24 protein-coding genes and 1 tRNA gene are annotated in these 19,458 nt (G+C 48.9%); 8 read left to right on the top strand and 17 right to left on the bottom strand.

The features are described from left to right. Positions 1–34 precede the first annotated feature (34 nt). Positions 35–1,213 (top strand): DNA recombination protein RmuC, encoded by a 1,179-nt coding sequence (locus A1sIIA65_RS00805; RefSeq protein ID WP_095675721.1) that lies wholly within the window; start codon positions 35–37, stop codon positions 1,211–1,213. Positions 1,214–1,216: 3 nt separating this feature from the next. Further along, on the top strand, positions 1,217–1,645 hold the full coding sequence (locus tag A1sIIA65_RS00800) for a hypothetical protein (RefSeq protein ID WP_095675720.1): 429 nt from the start codon (positions 1,217–1,219) through the stop codon (positions 1,643–1,645). Here the strand turns inward: A1sIIA65_RS00800 and A1sIIA65_RS00795 are convergent. Both A1sIIA65_RS00795 and A1sIIA65_RS00790 read right to left on the bottom strand, forming a co-directional pair. After that, positions 1,619–2,404 (bottom strand): alpha/beta fold hydrolase, encoded by a 786-nt coding sequence (locus A1sIIA65_RS00795; RefSeq protein WP_095675719.1) that lies wholly within the window; start codon positions 2,402–2,404, stop codon positions 1,619–1,621. The genes A1sIIA65_RS00800 and A1sIIA65_RS00795 overlap by 27 nt on opposite strands. A gap of 2 nt (positions 2,405–2,406) precedes the next feature. Then, positions 2,407–3,354: a 4-hydroxy-3-methylbut-2-enyl diphosphate reductase gene (locus tag A1sIIA65_RS00790; protein WP_190277127.1), complete on the bottom strand. Its 948-nt coding sequence runs from the start codon at positions 3,352–3,354 to the stop codon at positions 2,407–2,409. Between the two features lie 26 nt (positions 3,355–3,380). Between A1sIIA65_RS00790 and xseA the strand changes: the two genes are divergently transcribed. The 3 genes from xseA to A1sIIA65_RS00775 are packed head-to-tail and all read left to right on the top strand — an operon-like array spanning position 3,381 to position 6,465. Then, positions 3,381–4,580, top strand: coding sequence for an exodeoxyribonuclease VII large subunit (gene xseA, locus A1sIIA65_RS00785; RefSeq protein WP_095675718.1), 1,200 nt, complete (start codon positions 3,381–3,383; stop codon positions 4,578–4,580). A 23-nt stretch (positions 4,581–4,603) separates the two neighbouring features. Beyond that, complete coding sequence (locus A1sIIA65_RS00780; protein ID WP_095675717.1) at positions 4,604–4,807, top strand: exodeoxyribonuclease VII small subunit; 204 nt, start codon at positions 4,604–4,606, stop codon at positions 4,805–4,807. After that, positions 4,807–6,465: a fumarate hydratase gene (locus A1sIIA65_RS00775; RefSeq protein ID WP_095675716.1), complete on the top strand. Its 1,659-nt coding sequence runs from the start codon at positions 4,807–4,809 to the stop codon at positions 6,463–6,465. Before A1sIIA65_RS00780 ends, A1sIIA65_RS00775 begins: the two co-directional genes overlap by 1 nt. A gap of 9 nt (positions 6,466–6,474) precedes the next feature. Here A1sIIA65_RS00775 and A1sIIA65_RS00770 read toward each other — a convergent pair whose 3' ends face one another. The 5 genes from A1sIIA65_RS00770 to A1sIIA65_RS06985 form a co-directional block, all read right to left on the bottom strand. Further along, entirely contained in the window at positions 6,475–7,059 is a 585-nt protein-coding gene (locus A1sIIA65_RS00770; protein WP_095675715.1) for an aggregation-promoting factor C-terminal-like domain-containing protein, read from the bottom strand. Positions 7,060–7,321: 262 nt separating this feature from the next. Beyond that, complete coding sequence (locus A1sIIA65_RS00765; protein WP_095675714.1) at positions 7,322–8,656, bottom strand: PhoH family protein; 1,335 nt, start codon at positions 8,654–8,656, stop codon at positions 7,322–7,324. Positions 8,657–8,848: 192 nt separating this feature from the next. Further along, on the bottom strand, positions 8,849–9,160 hold the full coding sequence (locus tag A1sIIA65_RS00760; RefSeq protein ID WP_095675713.1) for a DUF3817 domain-containing protein: 312 nt from the start codon (positions 9,158–9,160) through the stop codon (positions 8,849–8,851). A 9-nt stretch (positions 9,161–9,169) separates the two neighbouring features. Beyond that, on the bottom strand, positions 9,170–9,868 hold the full coding sequence (locus A1sIIA65_RS00755) for an SURF1 family cytochrome oxidase biogenesis protein (protein WP_095675712.1): 699 nt from the start codon (positions 9,866–9,868) through the stop codon (positions 9,170–9,172). Then, positions 9,852–10,004, bottom strand: coding sequence for a hypothetical protein (locus tag A1sIIA65_RS06985; RefSeq protein WP_190277126.1), 153 nt, complete (start codon positions 10,002–10,004; stop codon positions 9,852–9,854). The genes A1sIIA65_RS00755 and A1sIIA65_RS06985 overlap by 17 nt, the downstream gene beginning before the upstream one ends. A gap of 14 nt (positions 10,005–10,018) precedes the next feature. On the opposite strand from A1sIIA65_RS06985, the gene A1sIIA65_RS00750 reads away from it, so the two are divergent. After that, the gene (locus A1sIIA65_RS00750) at positions 10,019–10,414 is read left to right on the top strand and encodes a DUF4307 domain-containing protein (protein WP_095675711.1); all 396 of its coding nucleotides are present in this window, start codon (positions 10,019–10,021) and stop codon (positions 10,412–10,414) included. Between the two features lie 11 nt (positions 10,415–10,425). Beyond that, the gene (gene greA, locus A1sIIA65_RS00745; protein WP_095675710.1) at positions 10,426–10,905 is read left to right on the top strand and encodes a transcription elongation factor GreA; all 480 of its coding nucleotides are present in this window, start codon (positions 10,426–10,428) and stop codon (positions 10,903–10,905) included. 3 nt (positions 10,906–10,908) lie between these two features. Here the strand turns inward: greA and A1sIIA65_RS00740 are convergent, their stop codons facing one another. Then, positions 10,909–11,700: an ABC transporter permease gene (locus tag A1sIIA65_RS00740; RefSeq protein WP_095675709.1), complete on the bottom strand. Its 792-nt coding sequence runs from the start codon at positions 11,698–11,700 to the stop codon at positions 10,909–10,911. After that, the gene (locus A1sIIA65_RS00735) at positions 11,697–12,680 is read right to left on the bottom strand and encodes an ATP-binding cassette domain-containing protein (protein WP_095675708.1); all 984 of its coding nucleotides are present in this window, start codon (positions 12,678–12,680) and stop codon (positions 11,697–11,699) included. Before A1sIIA65_RS00735 ends, A1sIIA65_RS00740 begins: the two co-directional genes overlap by 4 nt. 18 nt (positions 12,681–12,698) lie before the next feature. Between A1sIIA65_RS00735 and A1sIIA65_RS00730 the strand changes: the two genes are divergently transcribed. Continuing rightward, positions 12,699–13,955 carry an MFS transporter gene (locus A1sIIA65_RS00730; protein ID WP_223298052.1) on the top strand — a complete coding sequence of 419 codons (1,257 nt, stop codon included), beginning with the start codon at positions 12,699–12,701 and terminating at the stop codon, positions 13,953–13,955. A 3-nt stretch (positions 13,956–13,958) separates the two neighbouring features. Here A1sIIA65_RS00730 and A1sIIA65_RS00725 read toward each other — a convergent pair whose 3' ends face one another. The 8 genes from A1sIIA65_RS00725 to A1sIIA65_RS00690 all read right to left on the bottom strand — a co-directional run bounded on the left by A1sIIA65_RS00725 (position 13,959) and on the right by A1sIIA65_RS00690 (position 19,453). Then, the gene (locus A1sIIA65_RS00725; RefSeq protein ID WP_095675707.1) at positions 13,959–14,690 is read right to left on the bottom strand and encodes a Bax inhibitor-1/YccA family protein; all 732 of its coding nucleotides are present in this window, start codon (positions 14,688–14,690) and stop codon (positions 13,959–13,961) included. Positions 14,691–14,807: 117 nt separating this feature from the next. Beyond that, positions 14,808–14,880, bottom strand: a tRNA-Leu gene (locus A1sIIA65_RS00720). 31 nt (positions 14,881–14,911) lie between these two features. Continuing rightward, positions 14,912–15,607, bottom strand: coding sequence for a uracil-DNA glycosylase (locus A1sIIA65_RS00715; RefSeq protein ID WP_223298532.1), 696 nt, complete (start codon positions 15,605–15,607; stop codon positions 14,912–14,914). Further along, positions 15,600–16,508 (bottom strand): Ppx/GppA phosphatase family protein, encoded by a 909-nt coding sequence (locus A1sIIA65_RS00710; protein WP_095675705.1) that lies wholly within the window; start codon positions 16,506–16,508, stop codon positions 15,600–15,602. The genes A1sIIA65_RS00715 and A1sIIA65_RS00710 overlap by 8 nt, the downstream gene beginning before the upstream one ends. Next, positions 16,499–16,999, bottom strand: a complete 501-nt coding sequence (locus tag A1sIIA65_RS00705) for a DUF501 domain-containing protein (protein WP_095675704.1) — start codon at positions 16,997–16,999, stop codon at positions 16,499–16,501. The genes A1sIIA65_RS00710 and A1sIIA65_RS00705 overlap by 10 nt, the downstream gene beginning before the upstream one ends. Then, on the bottom strand, positions 16,996–17,442 hold the full coding sequence (locus A1sIIA65_RS00700) for an FtsB family cell division protein (RefSeq protein WP_095675703.1): 447 nt from the start codon (positions 17,440–17,442) through the stop codon (positions 16,996–16,998). Before A1sIIA65_RS00700 ends, A1sIIA65_RS00705 begins: the two co-directional genes overlap by 4 nt. 7 nt (positions 17,443–17,449) lie before the next feature. Beyond that, positions 17,450–18,730 (bottom strand): phosphopyruvate hydratase, encoded by a 1,281-nt coding sequence (gene eno / locus A1sIIA65_RS00695; protein WP_095675702.1) that lies wholly within the window; start codon positions 18,728–18,730, stop codon positions 17,450–17,452. 75 nt (positions 18,731–18,805) lie between these two features. Continuing rightward, complete coding sequence (locus tag A1sIIA65_RS00690; protein WP_095675701.1) at positions 18,806–19,453, bottom strand: nucleoside triphosphate pyrophosphohydrolase; 648 nt, start codon at positions 19,451–19,453, stop codon at positions 18,806–18,808. Positions 19,454–19,458: the final 5 nt, after the last annotated feature.

Raw genomic sequence — 19,458 nt, 5'->3', positions numbered from 1 at the left:
GGGAATTGTCAGTGCCTCCTGCCACGATTGCCCCATGTCCAGCGCACTCGTGACCTTAATAACTCTGATTATCGGCCTCTTTCTTGGATTGGGCCTTGGTATCTGGATTTCACGGATGAAAAATACTTCCTCCTCATCTCATTCATTGGCGCAAGAACTCAACGATGTGAAGGTCTTGCTCAAAGCATCTGATGATCGCCTCAAAGCTGCTGAGGCAAAATCTGAAAACGATACAAAGATTGCAACGCAGATGGAGGAGATGAAGGCAAGCGTTGAACGTATGCGCGCACAATCTCAAGAAGCTGCAGAAAAACGTATTGCATCAGAGACGCAATTAGTAGGCACCATCGATGAGATGCGCAAAGCCTCCACTACCTTCTTTGATGAGACAAAAAAGATTGCTGGAGCGTTAGCGAGTTCGCAGACCCGCGGAAAATTTGGCGAAGCACAATTGCAATTACTGCTGGAGCAAGCAGGACTTCGCGAAGGCCATGAATATGATGCACAGCGTTCAACAACTGACTCAGATTCATCTGGCATTCCCGATATCACCGTGCATATGCCTGGTGGTTCTAAGTTGTTTATCGACTCCAAATTTCCCTTTGATCGTTTCCTTGAAGCATTTGGTACTGAAGATCAGGCAGAGCGAGATGAACTCTTAGCTCTTCATACCAAAGATTTACTTAAGCACGTGGATGCACTCTCAAAGCGCGGCTATCACAAGTCACAGGGCTCACCAGATTTCGTCGTTCTCTTTCTCCCATTTGAAACCCTTCTGGCAGAGGCACTTCGTATCGATCCAACGCTGCTTGAGAAAGCCTTTAAAGTCGGCGTCACGCTTGCAACTCCCACAACCACCATGGCACTTCTTCGCACCGTTGGACATATCTTTACTCGCAACCAATTAGCTGAAAATGCAGATGACATCACCAAGGTTGCAGCAACATTTCTAAAGAACATCACCCTTTTGCATTCAAAGATTGTGGCGGTCGGTAAGGCGATTAACTCCACATCTAAGGCATATGAGGATCTGGTGCCAACGGCTGAAAAGACTGTTCTCTCACCTGCTCGCCGTATTCATAAGCTGGGAGTTGCAGGTGATAAAGAGAAGCTTGCAATCGAATATCCTGATGCTCCTGCAGATGTCAGGGCGCTCAATAACCCAGATCTTGAAACAGATGATTTCATCGATGTAGAAGTAGTAGAGGAGTAAGAGATGGCAACAGCAATCAAGAAGCCGGCAATCTCAGGCCCTGGCCTTAAGAAGCAAGGTGTTGTTGTTCTACAATCTTTCTTCATCTTCATATTTGTCTGGCTTGAGATGTGGATTCGCGGTGGTGCAGGAATTCTCTCAGGCTTAATAATTTGTCTTGTCACATATGGCGGTATTGCATACGGTCGCACCGGAACTCGCTACGTATCAGCTGTTACCCCACCGCTTGCCTATGCAGCAACCACTCTTATCTACACAATCTTCAGCGATGGACTTCGTCCATCACGCGTTGGTATTGATTTCATTGCATCCCTTGCAAGCGTTGCGCCATTCCTACTTATCAGCGCGCTCTATGGATGGTTTATGTTCTTTAATGAGAAGGCTAAGAGCCGTCCTTCACAACGGTTACAGGCCACTCCAGAAGTTCGTTAATACCTTCACAGTTTCCTCTGGTTGATCTTCATTGGGGCAATGTCCTGCATCCTTAATAATGGTGCGCGGGGCTGATAAATCCTTAGCCATCTGGTCCTGCATCGCTAGTGGCCATGCATCATCGTTCTCACCATAGATGACATGCACTGGAATCTTTGTCGCAACAATTTCTGCAGTGAGGGCTTGAGTATCCTTTAGGTGAAGGGCCATAGTGTGGGTGGAGTTCGGATCTGATGCAGTCCAGCGCTTCTTATATGTTTCATAACGAGGCAGCAATTTATCTGTCTCATCCTTATATTTATACCAAGATTCTTCCATCGTCATAGTTTGAAGAATATGAATTGTGGCATCGAGATCTGGCTTATCTGGAATCCAATGAGGGCCACTACAGAATATTGTGAGCGATCTCCAGGTTTCTGGCGATTGCACAAGCGCGCGTTGAGCCACAAGTCCGCCAAATGAATGCCCCAGTAAATGTGGTTTCACAAATCCATAGTGCTTGGAAAGCTCAATGACATCACGTGCAAGAGAGTGCATGGAATAAGCATCTTCACGTTTGCTGTGGGCTGATTCATGTTGCCCACGATTATCAAAGGTCAGAACGCGATAACCCATATCGGCGAGAAGCGGCCCGATGACCTCGAAATCTTCTTTGCTGCCAGTAAATCCATGCACAAGCACTACATCTGCAATGCGGACCTTTGGTTCATAGATTTCAACAGCGAGATTCTCGCCCTGAATCTCAACAAATGTAGTCAAAGTTAAGCTTTCTTCAGATCAGCGCGGAGCTCTTTGGGCAGAGCAAAGAGGAGAGTTTCCTCGGTTGCGCGTACCTCTTCAACATCGTGATAGCCATGACCACTCAGGTGCTTGAGGAGATCATCGACAAGAATTTCAGGAACAGATGCACCACTTGTGACGCCAATAGTCTCAGCGTTTACTAACCACTCCTCTTTAACCTCATCTGCATAATCAATCAGGTAAGCGGCCTTTGCTCCATATTCGAGAGCGACCTCAACAAGGCGCACAGAATTTGATGAGTTAGTAGAACCAACAACGAGAACGAGATCTGCATTGGGTGCAATTGCCTTAATCGCTTCTTGGCGATTCTGTGTTGCATAACAGATGTCATCACTAGGTGGGTTTGCAATCTCTGGGAATCGCTCTTTCAGGATTGCAACAGATTGCATAGTCTCATCGACAGAGAGAGTGGTCTGTGTGAGCCAGACAAGTTTCTTTCCAGGTGTGGGTTGGATCGTGCGAGCTTCATCTAGGCCATCGACGACGCGAACTTTTCCTGGAGCTTCACCCGCAGTTCCTTCAACTTCTTCGTGGCCAATGTGGCCGATGAGAAGAATTTCTGTCTCTTCATTAGCAAAACGCTTTACCTCGTTATGCACTTTAGTAACGAGAGGGCATGTTGCATCGATGGTCTTCAAGTTTCGTGCAGCAGCTTCTGCATGCACCGCAGGTGAAACACCGTGGGCTGAGAAGACAACAGTTGCACCTTCTGGAACTTCATCTGTTTCATTCACGAAGATGACGCCACGTTGTTCAAGAGTTGAGACCACATGCTTGTTATGGACGATCTCTTTACGGACATAGACAGGAGCTCCATAGAGTTCAAGGGATTTCTCAACAGCCACAACTGCTCGGTCAACGCCTGCGCAATATCCACGAGGGGCAGCTAGGAGAATCTTCTTGCTCATATCGCGCAGTCTATTAGGCTCTCGCCATGTTCGAAACTTCAAGTGAATCCCCCGCACCAGTGCGTGTGGTCTCTGAAGCCATTAAGGATTACATCGATCGATTAGGCCCCATCTGGATTGAGGGCGAAATATCAGAACTCAATGAACGCAGCGGCGGAATGGCCTTTATGCGCCTTCGCGATACGAGTGCGGATATGAGTATCTCGGTGATGTGTTACAAAACAGTATTAGCAAGTGTGCAGCCACTTCCTGCCAATGCTCGCGTTGTTATTTATGCAAAGCCATCATGGTTTACTAAAAATGGATCGCTGACTCTGTCGGCAAGAGAAATTCGTCAGGTAGGAGTCGGTGAACTCCTGGCACGCCTTGAAGCGCTGAAAGAGAAATTAGCTCTTGAGGGCCTCTTCAGCGCAGATCGAAAGATTGCACTGCCTCGCTTGCCGCGCAGAGTAGGACTTATCTGTGGTCGCAATACAGATGCAGAAAAAGATGTTGTTGAAAATGCTCGACGCAGATGGCCCTCTGTGCAATTTGAGATTCGTGAAGTTGCAGTACAAGGAGCTGCAGCCGTTGTAGAAGTCTCAGCTGCCTTATCTGAGTTAGAAGCTAACCCAGAAGTTGATGTCATCATCATTACTCGCGGTGGTGGCTCATTTGAAGATCTCTTACCCTTCAGCGATGAATCACTTGTTCGCCTTGCAGCTAGTTGCACAACCCCGATTGTCAGCGCCATCGGCCATGAGAAAGATTCACCACTGCTGGATCTCGTTGCCGACTATCGCGCATCAACTCCCACAGATGCAGCAAAGAGAGTTGTGCCAGATATTGCTCAGGAGATTAGCGATATTGAGAAGATTAGAGATCGCATGTTTCGCAGACTCGTCTCAACGATTGACTATGAACTCAACCAAATCGCACAGTTGCGCAATCGCCCTGTGATGAAAGATCCCAGCGTCATGGTCACATCTCGCCGCGATGAAATCAAAGGCTGGCGAGATCGCTCTATCCGCGGCTTTGCATCCCTTCTTGAAATCGAGAAGAAAGAGCTCAAAGGCGTTAAGGCCCACCTTCGTTCCCTATCTCCACAATCGACAATGGATCGTGGCTATGCGGTTGTGCAATTAGAAGATGGCTCCATTGTTCGCGATGCCTCAAAGGCAAAGGCGGGCACGCATCTGCGCATCCGCGTGGCTAAGGGCGAGACCCGCGCCACAGTCAACGAGTAATCGACAGAGAGTAGATTGAGCACATGGCCACTAAAGATTCCAAGCCTTCATATGAAGCAGCTCGCGATGAGCTCGCTGGAATTGTTGAATCACTCGAAGATGGCAGCGCGACTTTAGAGGAATCACTCAAGCTCTGGGAACGTGGCGAAGAGTTAGCAAAGATCTGCCAGGAGTGGCTCGATGGCGCTAAGAAGAAGTTAGATGCTGCAAAGAAGCCTGCCGAATAATGTCACCAGATTTCACCTACTCAGATCTTCTGCCCCTTGGTGCAGATAGAACGAAGTATCGCCTTGTATCAAAAGAGGGCATCAGCGTTATCAAGTTAGGCGATAGAGAATTTCTGCAAGTAGAACCATCAGCACTGACCCTGCTGACAGAGACAGCCATTCACGATATTTCACATTACCTTCGCACAGAACACCTTGAACAACTAGCAAAGATTCTCACAGACCCTGAAGCATCAGCCAATGATCGCTTTGTCGCCCTTGATCTCTTAAAGAACGCCAACATTGCAGCAGGTGGAATTCTGCCGATGTGCCAGGACACAGGAACTGCACTCATCATGGGCAAGAAGGGTCAGTATGTTCTGACCACAGCAAAAGTTGAAGTTGCACTCTCCCAAGGTGTCTATGACGCCTTTACTAAGCTCAACCTTCGATATTCACAGATGGCCCCTATAACAACATGGGAAGAGAAGAACACAGGCAATAACTTGCCTGCTCAGATTGAGATCTATGCAGATAGTGATCATCAGGATGAATACAACTTTATGTTTATCGCTAAAGGTGGCGGTAGCGCCAATAAATCATTCCTCTATCAAGAGACCAAGGCAGTCCTTAACCCAACCTCATTTATGAATTGGTTAGATGCAAAGTTGCGCTCCATTGGAACAGCAGCATGTCCTCCCTATCACTTAGCAATTGTCATCGGTGGAACAAGTGCTGAGCACACAGTGAAGACTGCAAAGCTTGCAAGTACTCACTACCTCGATGACCTGCCAACAACAGGTGATGCTGCAACAGGACATGGATTCCGTGACCTTGCACTGGAGGAAGAAGTATTTAAGCTGACTCAGAAGCTGGGAATCGGTGCTCAATTTGGTGGCAAGTACTTCTGCCACGATGTGCGGGTTGTGCGCCTGCCTCGCCATGGTGCATCTCTGCCCATTGCCATCGCAGTCTCATGCTCTGCAGATCGCCAAGCAAAGGCGAAGATCACCAAGGATGGCATCTTCCTTGAGCAACTGGAGACAGATCCCGCCCACTTCTTGCCTGAGACCACTGATGAACACCTCAATGACAATGTGGTGGCCATTGATCTCAACCAGCCGATGGAGGCAATCCGCGCTGAGCTCTCCAAGCACCCTGTAAAGAGCAGAGTTTCACTGACCGGAACGATTGTGGTCGCTCGCGATATTGCTCATGCAAAGATTAAAGAGATGTTAGATGCGGGCAAGCCAATGCCTGAATACATGAAGAAATACGCCATCTATTACGCAGGTCCTGCAAAGACTCCCACAGGTATGGCATCAGGATCATTTGGTCCCACAACTGCCGGCCGTATGGATTCCTATGTCGAACAATTCCAAGCAGCTGGTGGTTCCTTTGTGATGTTGGCAAAGGGAAATCGGTCAAAGCAAGTGACTGATGCATGTGCCAAGCATGGTGGTTTCTATCTCGGGTCTATCGGTGGCCCTGCAGCTCGCCTTGCCCAAGATTGCATTACAAAAGTAGAAGTTCTAGATTTCCAAGAGCTTGGGATGGAAGCAGTCTGGAAGATTGATGTGGTCGACTTTCCAGCATTTATCGTTGTCGATGACAAGGGCAATGATTTCTTTGAAGAGACTATGCGTCCTTTAACAATTGGACTCAAGCCTGAGAATTAATCTTCTCTTCTAGTAGTAACGGCTGCGCTTGAACTTTGCCCATGCTTGGCATGGAGTCTCATAGCGAATATCGATATAACGAAGGCCCCAACGGATCTGAGTCACGGGGTTGGTGCGCCAGTCAGTTGAGATGATCTCCATCTTGACCGCTGGAAGGGCCTGTGGAATTCCATGTGCTCCTGAGCGGTTGTTATGAGCTTTGTAATTCCAGTGGCTCTCTTTAGTCCAGAGACGATTCAAACATGCATACTCGTCATCGCCCCAGGCGTAGTCGGTATTCATAATGGATTTTGCGACCTTCTTAGCCCCGACAATCGAGCGAGCCATCTCCACCTGCGCGCTGATGTTGGCGACTAATGCCATTTCAGTGATCTGGGTGGAAAGTGATGCTGCAGGTAACTTGGAGACGGTCAGGTTCTTGGAGTCGGTAAGAGTCAGGCGAGTGGTCATTGGAAAGTCCAGACCATAGGCGCTCTGTTGGGCAGTTGCGATAAAGAGCATCGAGGCGACGGTTGCCCAGATAGCGACCTTGCTCGCCCTAGAAATGCGCAGGGTGGAGAAGGCGGTGAAGAACTCACGGATATCGTGCTTCATCTTCTACTCCTTCCATCTCATCGATCACTCTCGCCCCATGGCCTATCAACCTCAGAATTGAGGTTGGAGCCTTGGGGGAATGGGTAAAGGCTGGCAAGGGATGGGGTGAGTCGCAAATTTAAAGGTGCGTGAGTCGCAAATTCTCAGGATTGGCGGTGCCTGTGGATAGGTAAAAGCGCAGGTCAGTTAGGGCAAAGTCCTAAATGTCCTATTTGTGACTGTGAGATTTAAATGGGTGGTAAAGAGAGGGTGAACAGTTGGCTTACGCCTGAGGCCCCTCGAGCATCTCAGTGACCAAGGCTGCGATCGGCGAGCGCTCGGAGCGAGTCAGGGTCACGTGGGCGAAGAGCGGGTGTCCCTTGAGGGTCTCAACCACTGCCACGACTCCATCGTGGCGACCAACTCGCAAGTTATCGCGCTGGGCCACATCGTGGGTCATCACAACCCTTGAACCTTGGCCGATTCGCGAGAGCACGGTGAGCAGAACTCCTCGCTCCAGCGACTGGGCTTCATCAACAATGACGAATGAGTCATGGAGGGAGCGGCCACGGATGTGGGTCAGTGGCAGAACTTCAATCAGACCTCGGTCGATGACCTCATCGATGACAGCTTGGCTGACCAACGCCCCCAAAGTATCGAAGACGGCCTGGGCCCACGGCGACATCTTCTCGCCTTCACTGCCTGGCAAGTATCCAAGCTCTTGTCCACCAACGGGATAGAGAGGACGGAAGATGAGCACCTTCTTATGCAGACGCTTTTCCATCACCGCTTCAAGGCCGGCGCAGAGTGCGAGCGCCGACTTTCCTGTTCCAGCCCGGCCACCCATCGAGACGATGCCGATGCTGTCATCGAGAAGGAGGTCAAGTGCAATGCGTTGTTCTGCAGAGCGGCCATGTAATCCAAATGCCTGGCGATCGCCACGGACTAATTGCAGCTGCTTATCTGCTGTGACTCGGGCGAGCGCACTTCCTTTTTCTGAGTGGAGAACGATGCCGGTGTGAACTGGGAATTGATGGGCACATTCATGATCTGCTCGATCTGATGCATAGAGCTCATCGATGGTGTTGTGGCCGACAGAGACTTCTTCAATTCCTGTCCATCCGCTATTAGAGACTAGCTCTGCAAGATATTCCTGTGCTTCAACTCCGACAGAGGATGCCTTAACGCGAAGAGGAAGATCTTTAGTAACCAGGACTACATGCTTTCCATCGGACATGAGATTTTTGGAGATGGCAAGGATGCGTGAATCATTGGTGCCATCGCGCAAGAAGCCATGTGGCAGAGTGCTTAAATCAGTGTGATTGAGCTCTACTGAAAGGGTTCCACCTTCAGGGGTAATGGTCAGTGGTGCATCAAGGCGTCCATGTTCAACACGGAGATCATCGAGTGCGCGAAGGGCTGCCCTGGCAAAGTAGCCGAGTTCAGGATGATCGCGCTTTGTCTCAAGCTCACCAATGACGGCTATGGGAATGATGACTTCATGTTCTTCAAATCGTTTCAACGCACCAGGATCTGCCAGCAGAACTGAAGTGTCCAATACATAGGTCTTACGGGCCGGATTGTTCTTTGCACTTGCTGCCGCTTTTGAAGTAGCCAAGGCTTAACCATTCTCTTTAGTTTTATCTAGCCGCATCGATTGCCGCAAAGCCGCGATCGCTACAGGGGGAAAGAGTTGGGAGTTGCTTCTGACTCGTAAAAGATAGAACTTATGAATCGGACTTTTGGTGCGACACGCCATTAACTAGGAAAAGGTAATCAACTGTTTACCTTGGCCGCACGTGAAGCGAAGTTAGCTGTACTTCTTCACAATACGGCGCTCGGCCACAAAGGAGGCAAAGGGCAGGGTGCCTGCTGCAATGAGAGCAAGAATTGTTGGAAGTGACATCTTCTTCTGCACGCCAATCTGCAGGGCGGTGAGGATATAGACGATGTAGAGGTAGCCGTGGGCGATCGGAATTGAGATCAACCACTTATTGGTCTCAACAGCATCAAAGAGATATTTCGCTGGCATATATCCGAAGATCAGCAGAAGAAGATTGACGCCGCAGAGGATGGCCATCAATCGAAAGCGAGTAAGGACTGCAGTCGATGGTTGAGTCATGGCAGAACTCTAAACCCTCTCGTCATCTCTCTTATAGAAAGGCAGCCACAACACAAGGAGAGCCATAAACCACCAGATGACAACGTAGGAGATATGTTGCCAATAGAAGCCGGGGATCTCAGAGGTCAGTTCCGGCGGAGTAATTCGGGTGCGTTCGACCATGCCACTTCGGCTGACTTCCGAACTTGCCAAGATGAAGCCCTCAAAGAGTTGGGCATCGGTGCTTGCAACAAGGATGCTGCTATCAAGGCGTGAGAGTTGTGAGGCAGTGTTAGCTGCGCGATCATCATTTTGGGCAGGCAATAAGGTGCCCACTACTTCAACTCTGGTTGACATCGCAATTTCTGGGCTGGACAGTCGCTGGCTCCAGAGCCCGCGCACTACCAAGATCGCAGTATCAGTCTCATTCTGCAAAAGCCCAACTTCCCAATCATCGACAACGTCATTGCCATCTTTCTGATTGGGGGCTTTATAGGTTGCGATGTAGTAACCCGATGTGGTGACTAACTTTCCAATACTTTCACCGGGAACAATCCCTGTGGCAGCGCTCTTTTCAAGGAGCGGATAGATAGTTCTATCTATGGGGAGAGCGGCATAGTCCTGTAAATCTTGGGCACGTTGTAGCTGCCATACGCCAAGTCCAATAAATGTGAGAGCAAGAACAAGGACTAAGAGCGCTTGAAGAGTCCTCTTAATTGTCGTCTTCATTCTCCTGGACGACTTCTGAATTCTTCTGCAAACGGTTAAAGCGTTTATAGAAGCTGCGCAGCAATAAGGTAACGGTAGTAAAGAGAACGATCATCGTGAGGGAGCCTGCGATTCCTACATCGTAATCTTTAACCATGAGAGGATTCTCCCATGTCACAGGGCAACAACCAATTTGATTTCAATGATCGCTACGGTGTTAAGCCTGCGCGGGCGTGGGTGAAGTATGCAGTTGTCTGTGCAGTTGTGGGTGGCGCTTGGTTGCTCTGGGCCGGCCTTCATCACTCCAATCCTGAACTTCGCACAGAGCTGATTTCATTTATTACCCAAGACCCTCGCAACCCTGAAATTCGATATTCCATACAACGCGCATCAGGTGATGACGTCATCACCTGCACACTCACAGCTCGTGACTTCGATATGAATGTTGTCGGCCAGATTGAAGACACTATTGCTGCGGGTGAGACCTACCTTGAGCGCACTATCTCGATCCCTACGCGTGCTGAAGCGGTCAATGCAGGTATCGAACGCTGTCGCGTTCTGCCCTAGGATTGCGGACTATGAGTTCACAGCAGACATGGCTAACCCAAGAAGCAGCTGATCGCTTAGCTGCTGAACTTGCCAGCCTTGAAGGTGAAGGTCGCAAAGAGATCACTGCAAAGATTGAAGCAGCGCGCGCAGAAGGCGATCTCAAGGAGAACGGTGGCTATCACGCAGCTCGTGATGAGCAAGGAAAGATGGAAGCTCGCATCCGTCAGCTTAAGCAGATGTTGGAAAATGCCCATATTGGAACACCGCCTGCAAGTGCTGATGGAAAAGTTGGCGCCGGAATGGTTGTCACAGCAGTCATTGCTGGAGATGAGATGAAGTTCTTACTGGGCTCTCGTGAAATCGCATCCGGTGATCTCGATGTTTACTCTGAGAAATCACCACTAGGCGCCGCAGTCCTTGGCGCAGAGATTGGCGCCACAGTCGCATATTCGGCACCTAACGGTCGCGAAATCAAGGTCGAGATTAAAGCGGCTGAGTTCTACGCTTAATTCTTAATCTGCGTAGTTACGATATTTACGTAAGCTCAGCGGAATAAAGATCAGCATAATAATGAGCATATAAATCAGTGATGTTGTCAGTGGATGCTCGCTCGGGAAAGATCCAGCTGTTGCGCCAAATTGATTCTCAAGTCCAAAGAGCTGGCGGCATGCTGCCACCATCGTTGAGACGGGATTCCACTCAGCGAAGTACTGCAGCGCCCGTGGCATTCCTGTTGTTGGAGCAAATGCGTTAGATAAGAATGTGAGCGGGAATGTCACGATAAAGCTGACGTTCTGCACAACACGTGCATCAGATGCTGAAAGTCCCACAAGAACTCCCACCCACGAGAGCGCATATCCGAAGAAGAGTAGGAATAAGAAACCGAGTGCCACATTGGCAAGGCCTGCAGATGGACGCCACCCAACGATGTATCCGGCGATACCCATCACTGCAAGAACAACAATATTCAGAAGTGAATCACCGAGAGTTCGACCAATGACGAGAGCGGATTGTGAGATAGGCAGTGATCTAAATCGATCAATTAAACCTTTCTTCATATCTTCAGCAAGGCCAGAAGCAGTGCCCGCTAGGGTAAATGCGACTGTCTGCACGAAGATGCCAGGCATCAGTAGTTGCACATATCCACCAGGTTGACCTGTGTCGATCGAGCCGCCGAATACATAACGAAAGAGAAGTACAAACATCACTGGTTGAATCGTTGAGAAGATCAAAACTTCTGGGACGCGACTGAGCAATAAGAGTTGTCTGCGGGTGATGATGTAGATGTCATTGACGGCGCTCATTTTCTGCCTCTCTTCTTTTCTGCAATCTCTTCCTTCTTCTCCTCTGCCGCGTGTCCAGTCAGAGAAAGGAATACATCATCAAGGGATGGGCGCTTTAAGCCAACATCGAGTGCGTGAATTCCTGCGCTATCAAGGGCTTTCAAGACTTCAAAGAGAGCAGCAGATCCTGTTGAGACTGGGGCTGAGATAAGGCGAAGGCCTTCATCGAGCGCTGCCTTATGTCCGCTTACAGCTGCAACAATCTCCATCGTCTTAGCAACGTGGACTTGTTCAACAACAACTTCAAGACGTTCACCGCCCACTTGCTTCTTGAGGGCATCTGATGTTCCTCGAGCAATTACTTTGCCGGTATCAATAACTGCGATGTCATCGGCTAATTGATCAGCTTCTTCAAGATATTGCGTTGTAAGAAGTAGCGTCACGCCACCTTTAACGAGCTCTTGAATTACTCCCCACATCTCTTGGCGACCACGTGGATCAAGACCTGTTGTGGGTTCATCAAGGAAGAGAACTTTTGGTTTAACGATGAGCGATGCTGCTAGATCTAGTCTGCGGCGCATTCCACCTGAATAAGTCTTGATGGGGCGCTTTGCAGCTTCAGTTAAAGAGAAGCGTTCAAGGAGTTCATTTGCGCGGACAACTGCTTGTTTCTTGCCAAGGTGATACAACTCACCGAACATCACTAGATTGTCATAACCTGTGAGAATTTCATCAACTGCTGCATATTGACCAGATAAACCAATAACTTCGCGAACTTTCTCAGGATTCTTTATAACATCGATGCCTGCCACGCTTGCGCTACCTGAATCTGCACGTAATAGCGTTGTCAGAATACGAACAACAGTTGTTTTACCCGCGCCATTTGGTCCTAATACGCTTAATACAGTGCCTTCTTCAACATCAAGGCTCAGGCCATCAAGTGCGCGGACATTGCCTTTGTCATAGGTCTTAACAAGGTTTTCGGCGATAACTGATTTCACAGAGTAAACTTACATCTAATGACTACGGGCGCACAATCACAGCGATTTTCATCTCGCAAGATCTTGAAAAACAAGTTCTCCAACCCCTTTGCAGAGTTTCCACGCGAGGTTGGTGTTCTTGTTTTCGCATCCTTCTTTGTTGCAGTGGGCTTTGGAATCATCTCCCCCACGCTTCCACTCTTCGCTCGCTCCTTCGGAGTCAATAACGCACAGGTAGGTGCGATCCTCTCTGCCTTTGCTTTTGCGCGTTTTGCCACAGGCCTTATCAGCGGCAAACTCGTAGATCACTTCGGTGAGCGACTTGTCTACTCATTTGGAATTGGCTTTGTTTCCATCACATCATTTGCAGCTGGAATGGCTCAGAATTACGAGCAGCTACTCATCTTCCGTGCAGTTGGTGGCTTTGGGTCTTCGATGTTCTCTGTTGCAGCTGGATCTATCTTGCTTCGAGCAGTCGATGATGATCATCGCGCTCGAGCACAATCTCTCTATAACGGATCATTTCTTGTTGGAATGATGGCAGGTCCAGTCGTTGGTGGCGCACTCTCTGTTGTTTCACTGCGTGCACCGCTAATTATTTATGGTTTCCTTCTTATCGCAGCAAGTGCATCTGGTGCCATCCTGTTACGTAATTCAGTTCTGGCTGCAAAACCAACTGCCACTCAAGAGCGCGCAACAATTACTCTTAAATCTGCTCTGGCCTTAAGCCCTTATCGCAGTGCACTCATCATCTCTTTCATTACTTCCTGGGTTCTCTTCGGAATGAGCCGTTCTATCCTGCCGCTATTTATGGTGGAGGAAATCAAAGTAACTCCTAGCTTTATGGGACTTGGATTTACGATCACCACAATCATTAATGGGCTCTTCTTGCTGCGAGCGGGAAAGTTATCGGATCTCAATGGCCGCCGCTATTCAGCCGTGATCGGAACTTCCTTCGTCACTCTGTCAATCTTTGCGCTGGCATTCACAACTAAGCCATGGCACTTCATCGCAGCTAGTGTCATTGTTGGCTTTGGTGGTGCTTTTCTATCAACTACCCCATCTGCAATCGTGGGAGATGTTTTGGAAGGCAAAGGCGGCCAGGTCATTGGCCTCTTTCAGATGTCAGGCGATGCAGGCGCAATGGTGGCGCCCATCATTCTTGGCTTTATTGCCGACCATTATGGATATAGGCCTGCATTCTTAGTTACAGCCGTACTTATGTCGCTTGCAGTTCTTGTGGCAACAAAATTGCCCGAGACGCGGGCTTCGCATCTCGGGCAATCTAGTAAATAACTTTTAGTCGTTGCTACGAAGGATTGAGATCAGTCTCAATACTTCAAGATACAACCAGACCAAAGTAACCATGAGGCCAAATGCCATGCGCCATGACTCTTCTTGTGGCACGCGCGCTGCAACTGCCTTTTCGATTTGATCGAGGTCCATCACGATGAACATCGTTGCAAGACCAACAGCAGCAACTGCAATCAGTAGTCCGAGACCACCTGTTGGGCGGCCTGTGAACATTGTGATGAGTGCGAAGACGAAGTATCCGATGAGGGATCCCATCATGATGCGTGTGAACTTAGGTGTTACACGAATCTTTCCGCTGCGATATGCAAGGAGTACTCCACCGAATGCACATGCAGTTCCTAAAACTGCCTGGCTTACGATGCCTGGATAAGTTGCTTCGAAGATTGCGCTGATTGTTCCGAGAGCAAGTCCCTGGAATGCTGCATATGCAACGATGAGCGCAGGACGAACCTTCTTAGAAAATGAGTTGACCATCGCGAGAATAAATCCGCCGATGAATCCGATAAGTGCAAGACCAGGGCTATTTGCACGCCATGCAAATGTTCCTACTGCAACGAGGACTGCAAAGAGTCCAGCTGTCTTGATGACGACATCGTCAATTGACATTGGTGCAGATGTTGGACGGGTCTCGAGGGTATTGAGATCCGTATTTGTGGTCGTGCTTTCTTTGATACGAGCGAAACCACGGCCGGTAAGGACTGGGTTAGAACTGCGCATTAATTTCTCCTTATATACGTGCGGAGAAAGGCTCTCCGTACAGTTCCTAAAATACGGCAAAGCCGCAGGATTTCCACTTCAGGATGAGCGTGAAGCTTTAGAAAATGTTGTGAAGTGTGCCCCCGATCGGACTCGAACCGATACTGGAAGGATTTTAAGTCCTCTGTCTCTGCCATTGGACTACGGGGGCCAATAGAGGCGAAAGTCTACTAGGTGAAAAGTTAGAGAACTCCCGCGAACTTTGCTGCCTTTTTGAGTACTGAATCCAACATTGGTTTGGTGAGTTTGCCTGTAAATGTGTTCTGCTGGCTTGGGTGATAACTACCGACTATTAGATAGTTAATGCCGTCATACGAATACTTAATCGTTGACCCATGCCCGAATTTTCCAGCGGGAACTTTATGTCCTTGGGCCTTAAGCGATTTGATTAAAACCTGCCAACCAAAGCTACCGAGTGCTACAAATGAACGAACAGTCGGTGCGATCAGTTCTAGCTCATTTTCAAAAAATGGTGCACATGCATCGCGCTCTTCGGTAGTTGGTTTGTTCTCAGGCGGAGCACAACGCACCGCCATTGAGATGCGTGTATCGCACAGCTCTTGTCCATCATCGCGAGATGTTGATGTTGCTATCTTTGCAATACCGATGCGGTGGAGAGATCCATAGAGCCAATCGCCAGATGAATCACCAGTGAAGATACGGCCGGTTCTATTTGCACCATGTGCACCAGGTGCTAATCCAACAATAAGCATCTTTGGTTTGCTAGAGCCGAATCCTGGAACAGGCTTACCCCAGTACTTCTCGTTTTCATATGCCTTACGTTTAACAACAGCTACTTCTTCTCGCCACTGGACTAACCGCGGGCACTTATGGCACTTAACAATCGCCTTATCGAGAAGTTCGATCGACTTATACAAGCGACCAAGCCATTCCATCGAGAATATCTGATTCAGATGCGACGAATTCAGTTGCACCAGTAGCAAGCATGATGCGTGAGAGAACAAGGGAGCCTGCGCCAATGACATCAACGCGGCCCGGGTGCATATATCCGAGTGCTTCTCGATCCTCACGCTTTGCACTTAAGAACATCTTTGAGATTGCATGAGTCTTCTCAGCAGAGATGCGAGAAAGATGGATTGCATATCGGTCATAGGCGCCAAGTTCGAGAGCAGCTGCTGAGACTGTTGTGGCTGTGCCCGCTACTGCAATTAGAGTCTTTGCTTGGGTAATAGGAACTACTTTGCCTGCCTGCTTAATTGCTTCATCAATATCTTCGATAGCGGCAGCAATCTGTCCTGGATCTGGGTCGCCATTGGTGAAGTGGCGCTCTGACATGCGAACGCAACCAATATTCATACTCTTTGCGAATTCGACTTTATCTGTACCAAAGACAAATTCAGTTGATCCTCCACCAATATCGATGACAAGAAATGGACCTTCTGCCTTATCAAAATCTTTCGTGGCTCCCTGGAATGAGAGCGCAGCTTCTACTTCACCGGGAATTACTTCTGGTGCAATACCGAGGCGCTCTTTGACGCCATCAATGAAGAGATCACGGTTGGTGGCATCGCGTGTTGCACTGGTGGCACAGAAGCGAATCTTTTCAACGCCTCGCTTTGCAATCTCAAGTGCATATTTATCAACGGCTGCAAGGGTGCGAACGATTGCATCTGGATGGAATTGGCCAGTCTTATCGACGCCTTGTCCTAAACGAACAATCTCCATATCGCGAAAGACTTCGCGAAAGTTACTACCTTCAACATCTGCAATGAGTAAACGGATGGAGTTGGTGCCGCAATCAATGGCTGCTACTCGCATGAAAGGTGCTTCCACCACTCAGGAAGTTCAGCCAGTGCTTCATCTCCGAGTGGGTTAACTCCAGGGCCGGCAGAAAGTGAGTGCGCAATCAGTGAGTGCAGACACTTCACGCGATTAGGCATTCCACCTGCAGAGATATTCTCAACTTCAGGGACATCTATTTTTAGCGCTGAACGTGCTGCAATGTAATCATCATGTGCTGCTGCATATGCACCAGCAAGCTCTGCATCAGTCTCAAGGCGATTGGTCATCTCCTCCATCATCCCTGTTGTTTCAAGGGTGGAAATGGCTGCAGTTAAACGCGGACATGTTGCGTAGTAGAAAGTTGGGAAAGGTTCACCATTTGATAGTCGCGGTGGGGTTTCAACAACTGCAGCTTTTCCACATGGACAACGATAGGAAATCGCATGGACATCACGTGGCGTGCGACCCAATTGGTTTTCAATTGTCTTCAGATCATCCTCTGTTGCCTTACGGCTTTCGATACTCACGCCTTACCTGCCTCTGTAATGGATGCAATCAAGCGTGTATACCAAGGCTGTCCTTCAGGAAGATTCTTCACAACATCTGTCTGTGCTGCTTCATCTGTATTAGTGCCATCAGTTCCAGTGACGATGTATTGACGCTCACCTGGCAGGACAAAGTGAAGACGTTCACGTGCTTGAGATTTAATGTAATCAGGATCCTGCCAGAGCGTTAACTCTTTACGAGCTTCATCCAGCGCTGTGTTATCGCTCTTAAGCTGTGATTGGAGTGCGCTGATCTGGGCCCGCTGAACGAAGTAACTCTTAATTGGAGGTGCTAGAAAGAGCGCCAACATAAAGAAGATTGCAGCAACGGCAAATGTTCGCCCAGATCCAGTATTGCGATTGAAGTTCAGGTTACGTGAACGGTAACTCTTACTTCTCTTGCTCCCAGAGGATCTGCGCGCCATTTAAAAATTACCCCTTAAAGCGTGGGAATGCCTGGCGACCTGCATAGATAGCGCCATCAGCAAGCTCTTCTTCAATGCGAAGAAGCTGGTTGTATTTAGCAACGCGCTCTGTGCGAGAAGGAGCACCAGTCTTAATCTGGCCGCAGTTCGTTGCAACCGCTAAATCAGCAATTGTGGTGTCTTCTGTTTCACCTGAACGGTGAGACATCATGCTGCGGTAGTTGGCACGGTGTGCAAGATCTACTGCATCGAGAGTCTCTGTCAGTGTGCCAATCTGGTTAACCTTCACAAGAAGAGCATTTGCTGTATCAGTATCAATTCCCTTTGCAAGGCGCACTGGGTTTGTTACGAAGAGGTCATCGCCAACAATCTGAATCTTTGAGCCAAGGGATGAGGTCATTGACTTCCAGCCAGCCCAATCTTCTTCATTGAGTGGATCTTCGATGGAAACGATTGGGTATGCGCTCACAAGCTCTGCGTAGTACGCAATCATTTCATCTGACGTGCGAAGTGAGCCTTCGAACTTGTACTTACCGTTATCGTGAAATTCTGTTGCAGCAACATCCATAGCAAGTGCAATTTCAGAACCTGGCTTAAAGCCTGCAGCTGTGATTGCTTCGATAATTAAATCTAGTGCTGCACGGTTGCTATCAAGGTTAGGAGCAAAGCCGCCTTCATCGCCGACAGATGTTGCAAGTCCACGCTTCTTAAGAACTGCCTTAAGTGCGTGATAGATCTCAGCGCCCCAGCGAAGTGATTCGCGGAATGTCTCTGCACCGATTGGAGCAATCATAAATTCTTGAATATCAACATTGGTATCAGCATGTGCTCCACCGTTGAGGATGTTCATCATTGGTACTGGAAGAACATGTGCATTTGGGCCACCGAGGTAGCGGAAGAGTGAGAGATCAGATGAGTCAGCAGACGCCTTAGCAACAGCAAGTGAAACACCAAGAATTGAGTTTGCACCAAGGCGTGACTTATTAGGTGTGCCATCAAGTGCGATCATCTCTGAATCAATCAGGCGCTGATCTTGTGAGTCATAACCTTCGATTGCTGGAGCGATTTCATCGTTAACGAATGCAACGGCCTTCTGAACACCCTTACCGAGGTAACGGCCCTTATCGCCATCACGCAGCTCTGATGCTTCGAATGCACCAGTTGATGCACCACTTGGAACTGCAGCGCGTGCTTGTGTTCCATCTTCGAGCGTTACTTCAACTTCAACAGTTGGGTTTCCGCGCGAATCTAGAATTTCACGAGCGTAGATTGCATCGATAATTGCCATGAGATGTCTCCTAAAAACTTGAGATTATGAACGTCAGCGCTCAACTCTGAACGGCAGGTGGCTAGTCTACCGCGACTACTTACCTTGCTGTTCGGCCGCCTGAATCTGCCGAATCATCTCTCGAGCCTGAGCACGTAAGGCGTTTTCAGGGTCAATACCGTTTTCATGAGCCCAGGCAATCACTGATGCAAGTGCCTCACCGACGGACTTCTCAGTAGCTTTCTCTGAAGAATATTGATCGACGTGGAGATCAACGTTGTATTTCTCAGCGCGATAGAGAATCTTTGCAACAAGTGGAAGAGCAGGTTGGGCCATCGCGATGCCATCAATTGCTGATGTGCGCCCCTTTTCGCGAGCTTTGATCGCTTCCCAGTTTTCAATGATTTCATCGGTGCCGCTGACTTCAAGGTTTTCAAAGACATGTGGGTGGCGGCTAATTAACTTATCTGCAATCGCACCTGCAACATCTTCAATAGAAAAGGGATCTGATGGATGATCTTGGGCAATACGTGAATGGAAGTAGACCTGCAAGAGAACATCGCCTAGCTCTTCACGCATGCCGGCACGATCATCTGTTTCTATCGCATCAATAAATTCGTAGGACTCTTCCAGCAAGTACTTGATCAGTGATTCGTGCGTCTGCTCGGCATCCCACGGACATCCTCCGGGTGAGCGGAGTCGATCCATGACTTCAACAAGGCGTTGAAGTTGTGAATCAGCCATCTGAA

This window comes from Candidatus Planktophila dulcis (assembly GCF_002288225.1).
Classification (GTDB): Bacteria; Actinomycetota; Actinomycetes; order Nanopelagicales; family Nanopelagicaceae; genus Planktophila; species Planktophila dulcis.
The sequence above is the reverse complement of the archived record's forward strand: the minus strand, read 5'-3'. Positions and strand labels throughout refer to the sequence as shown.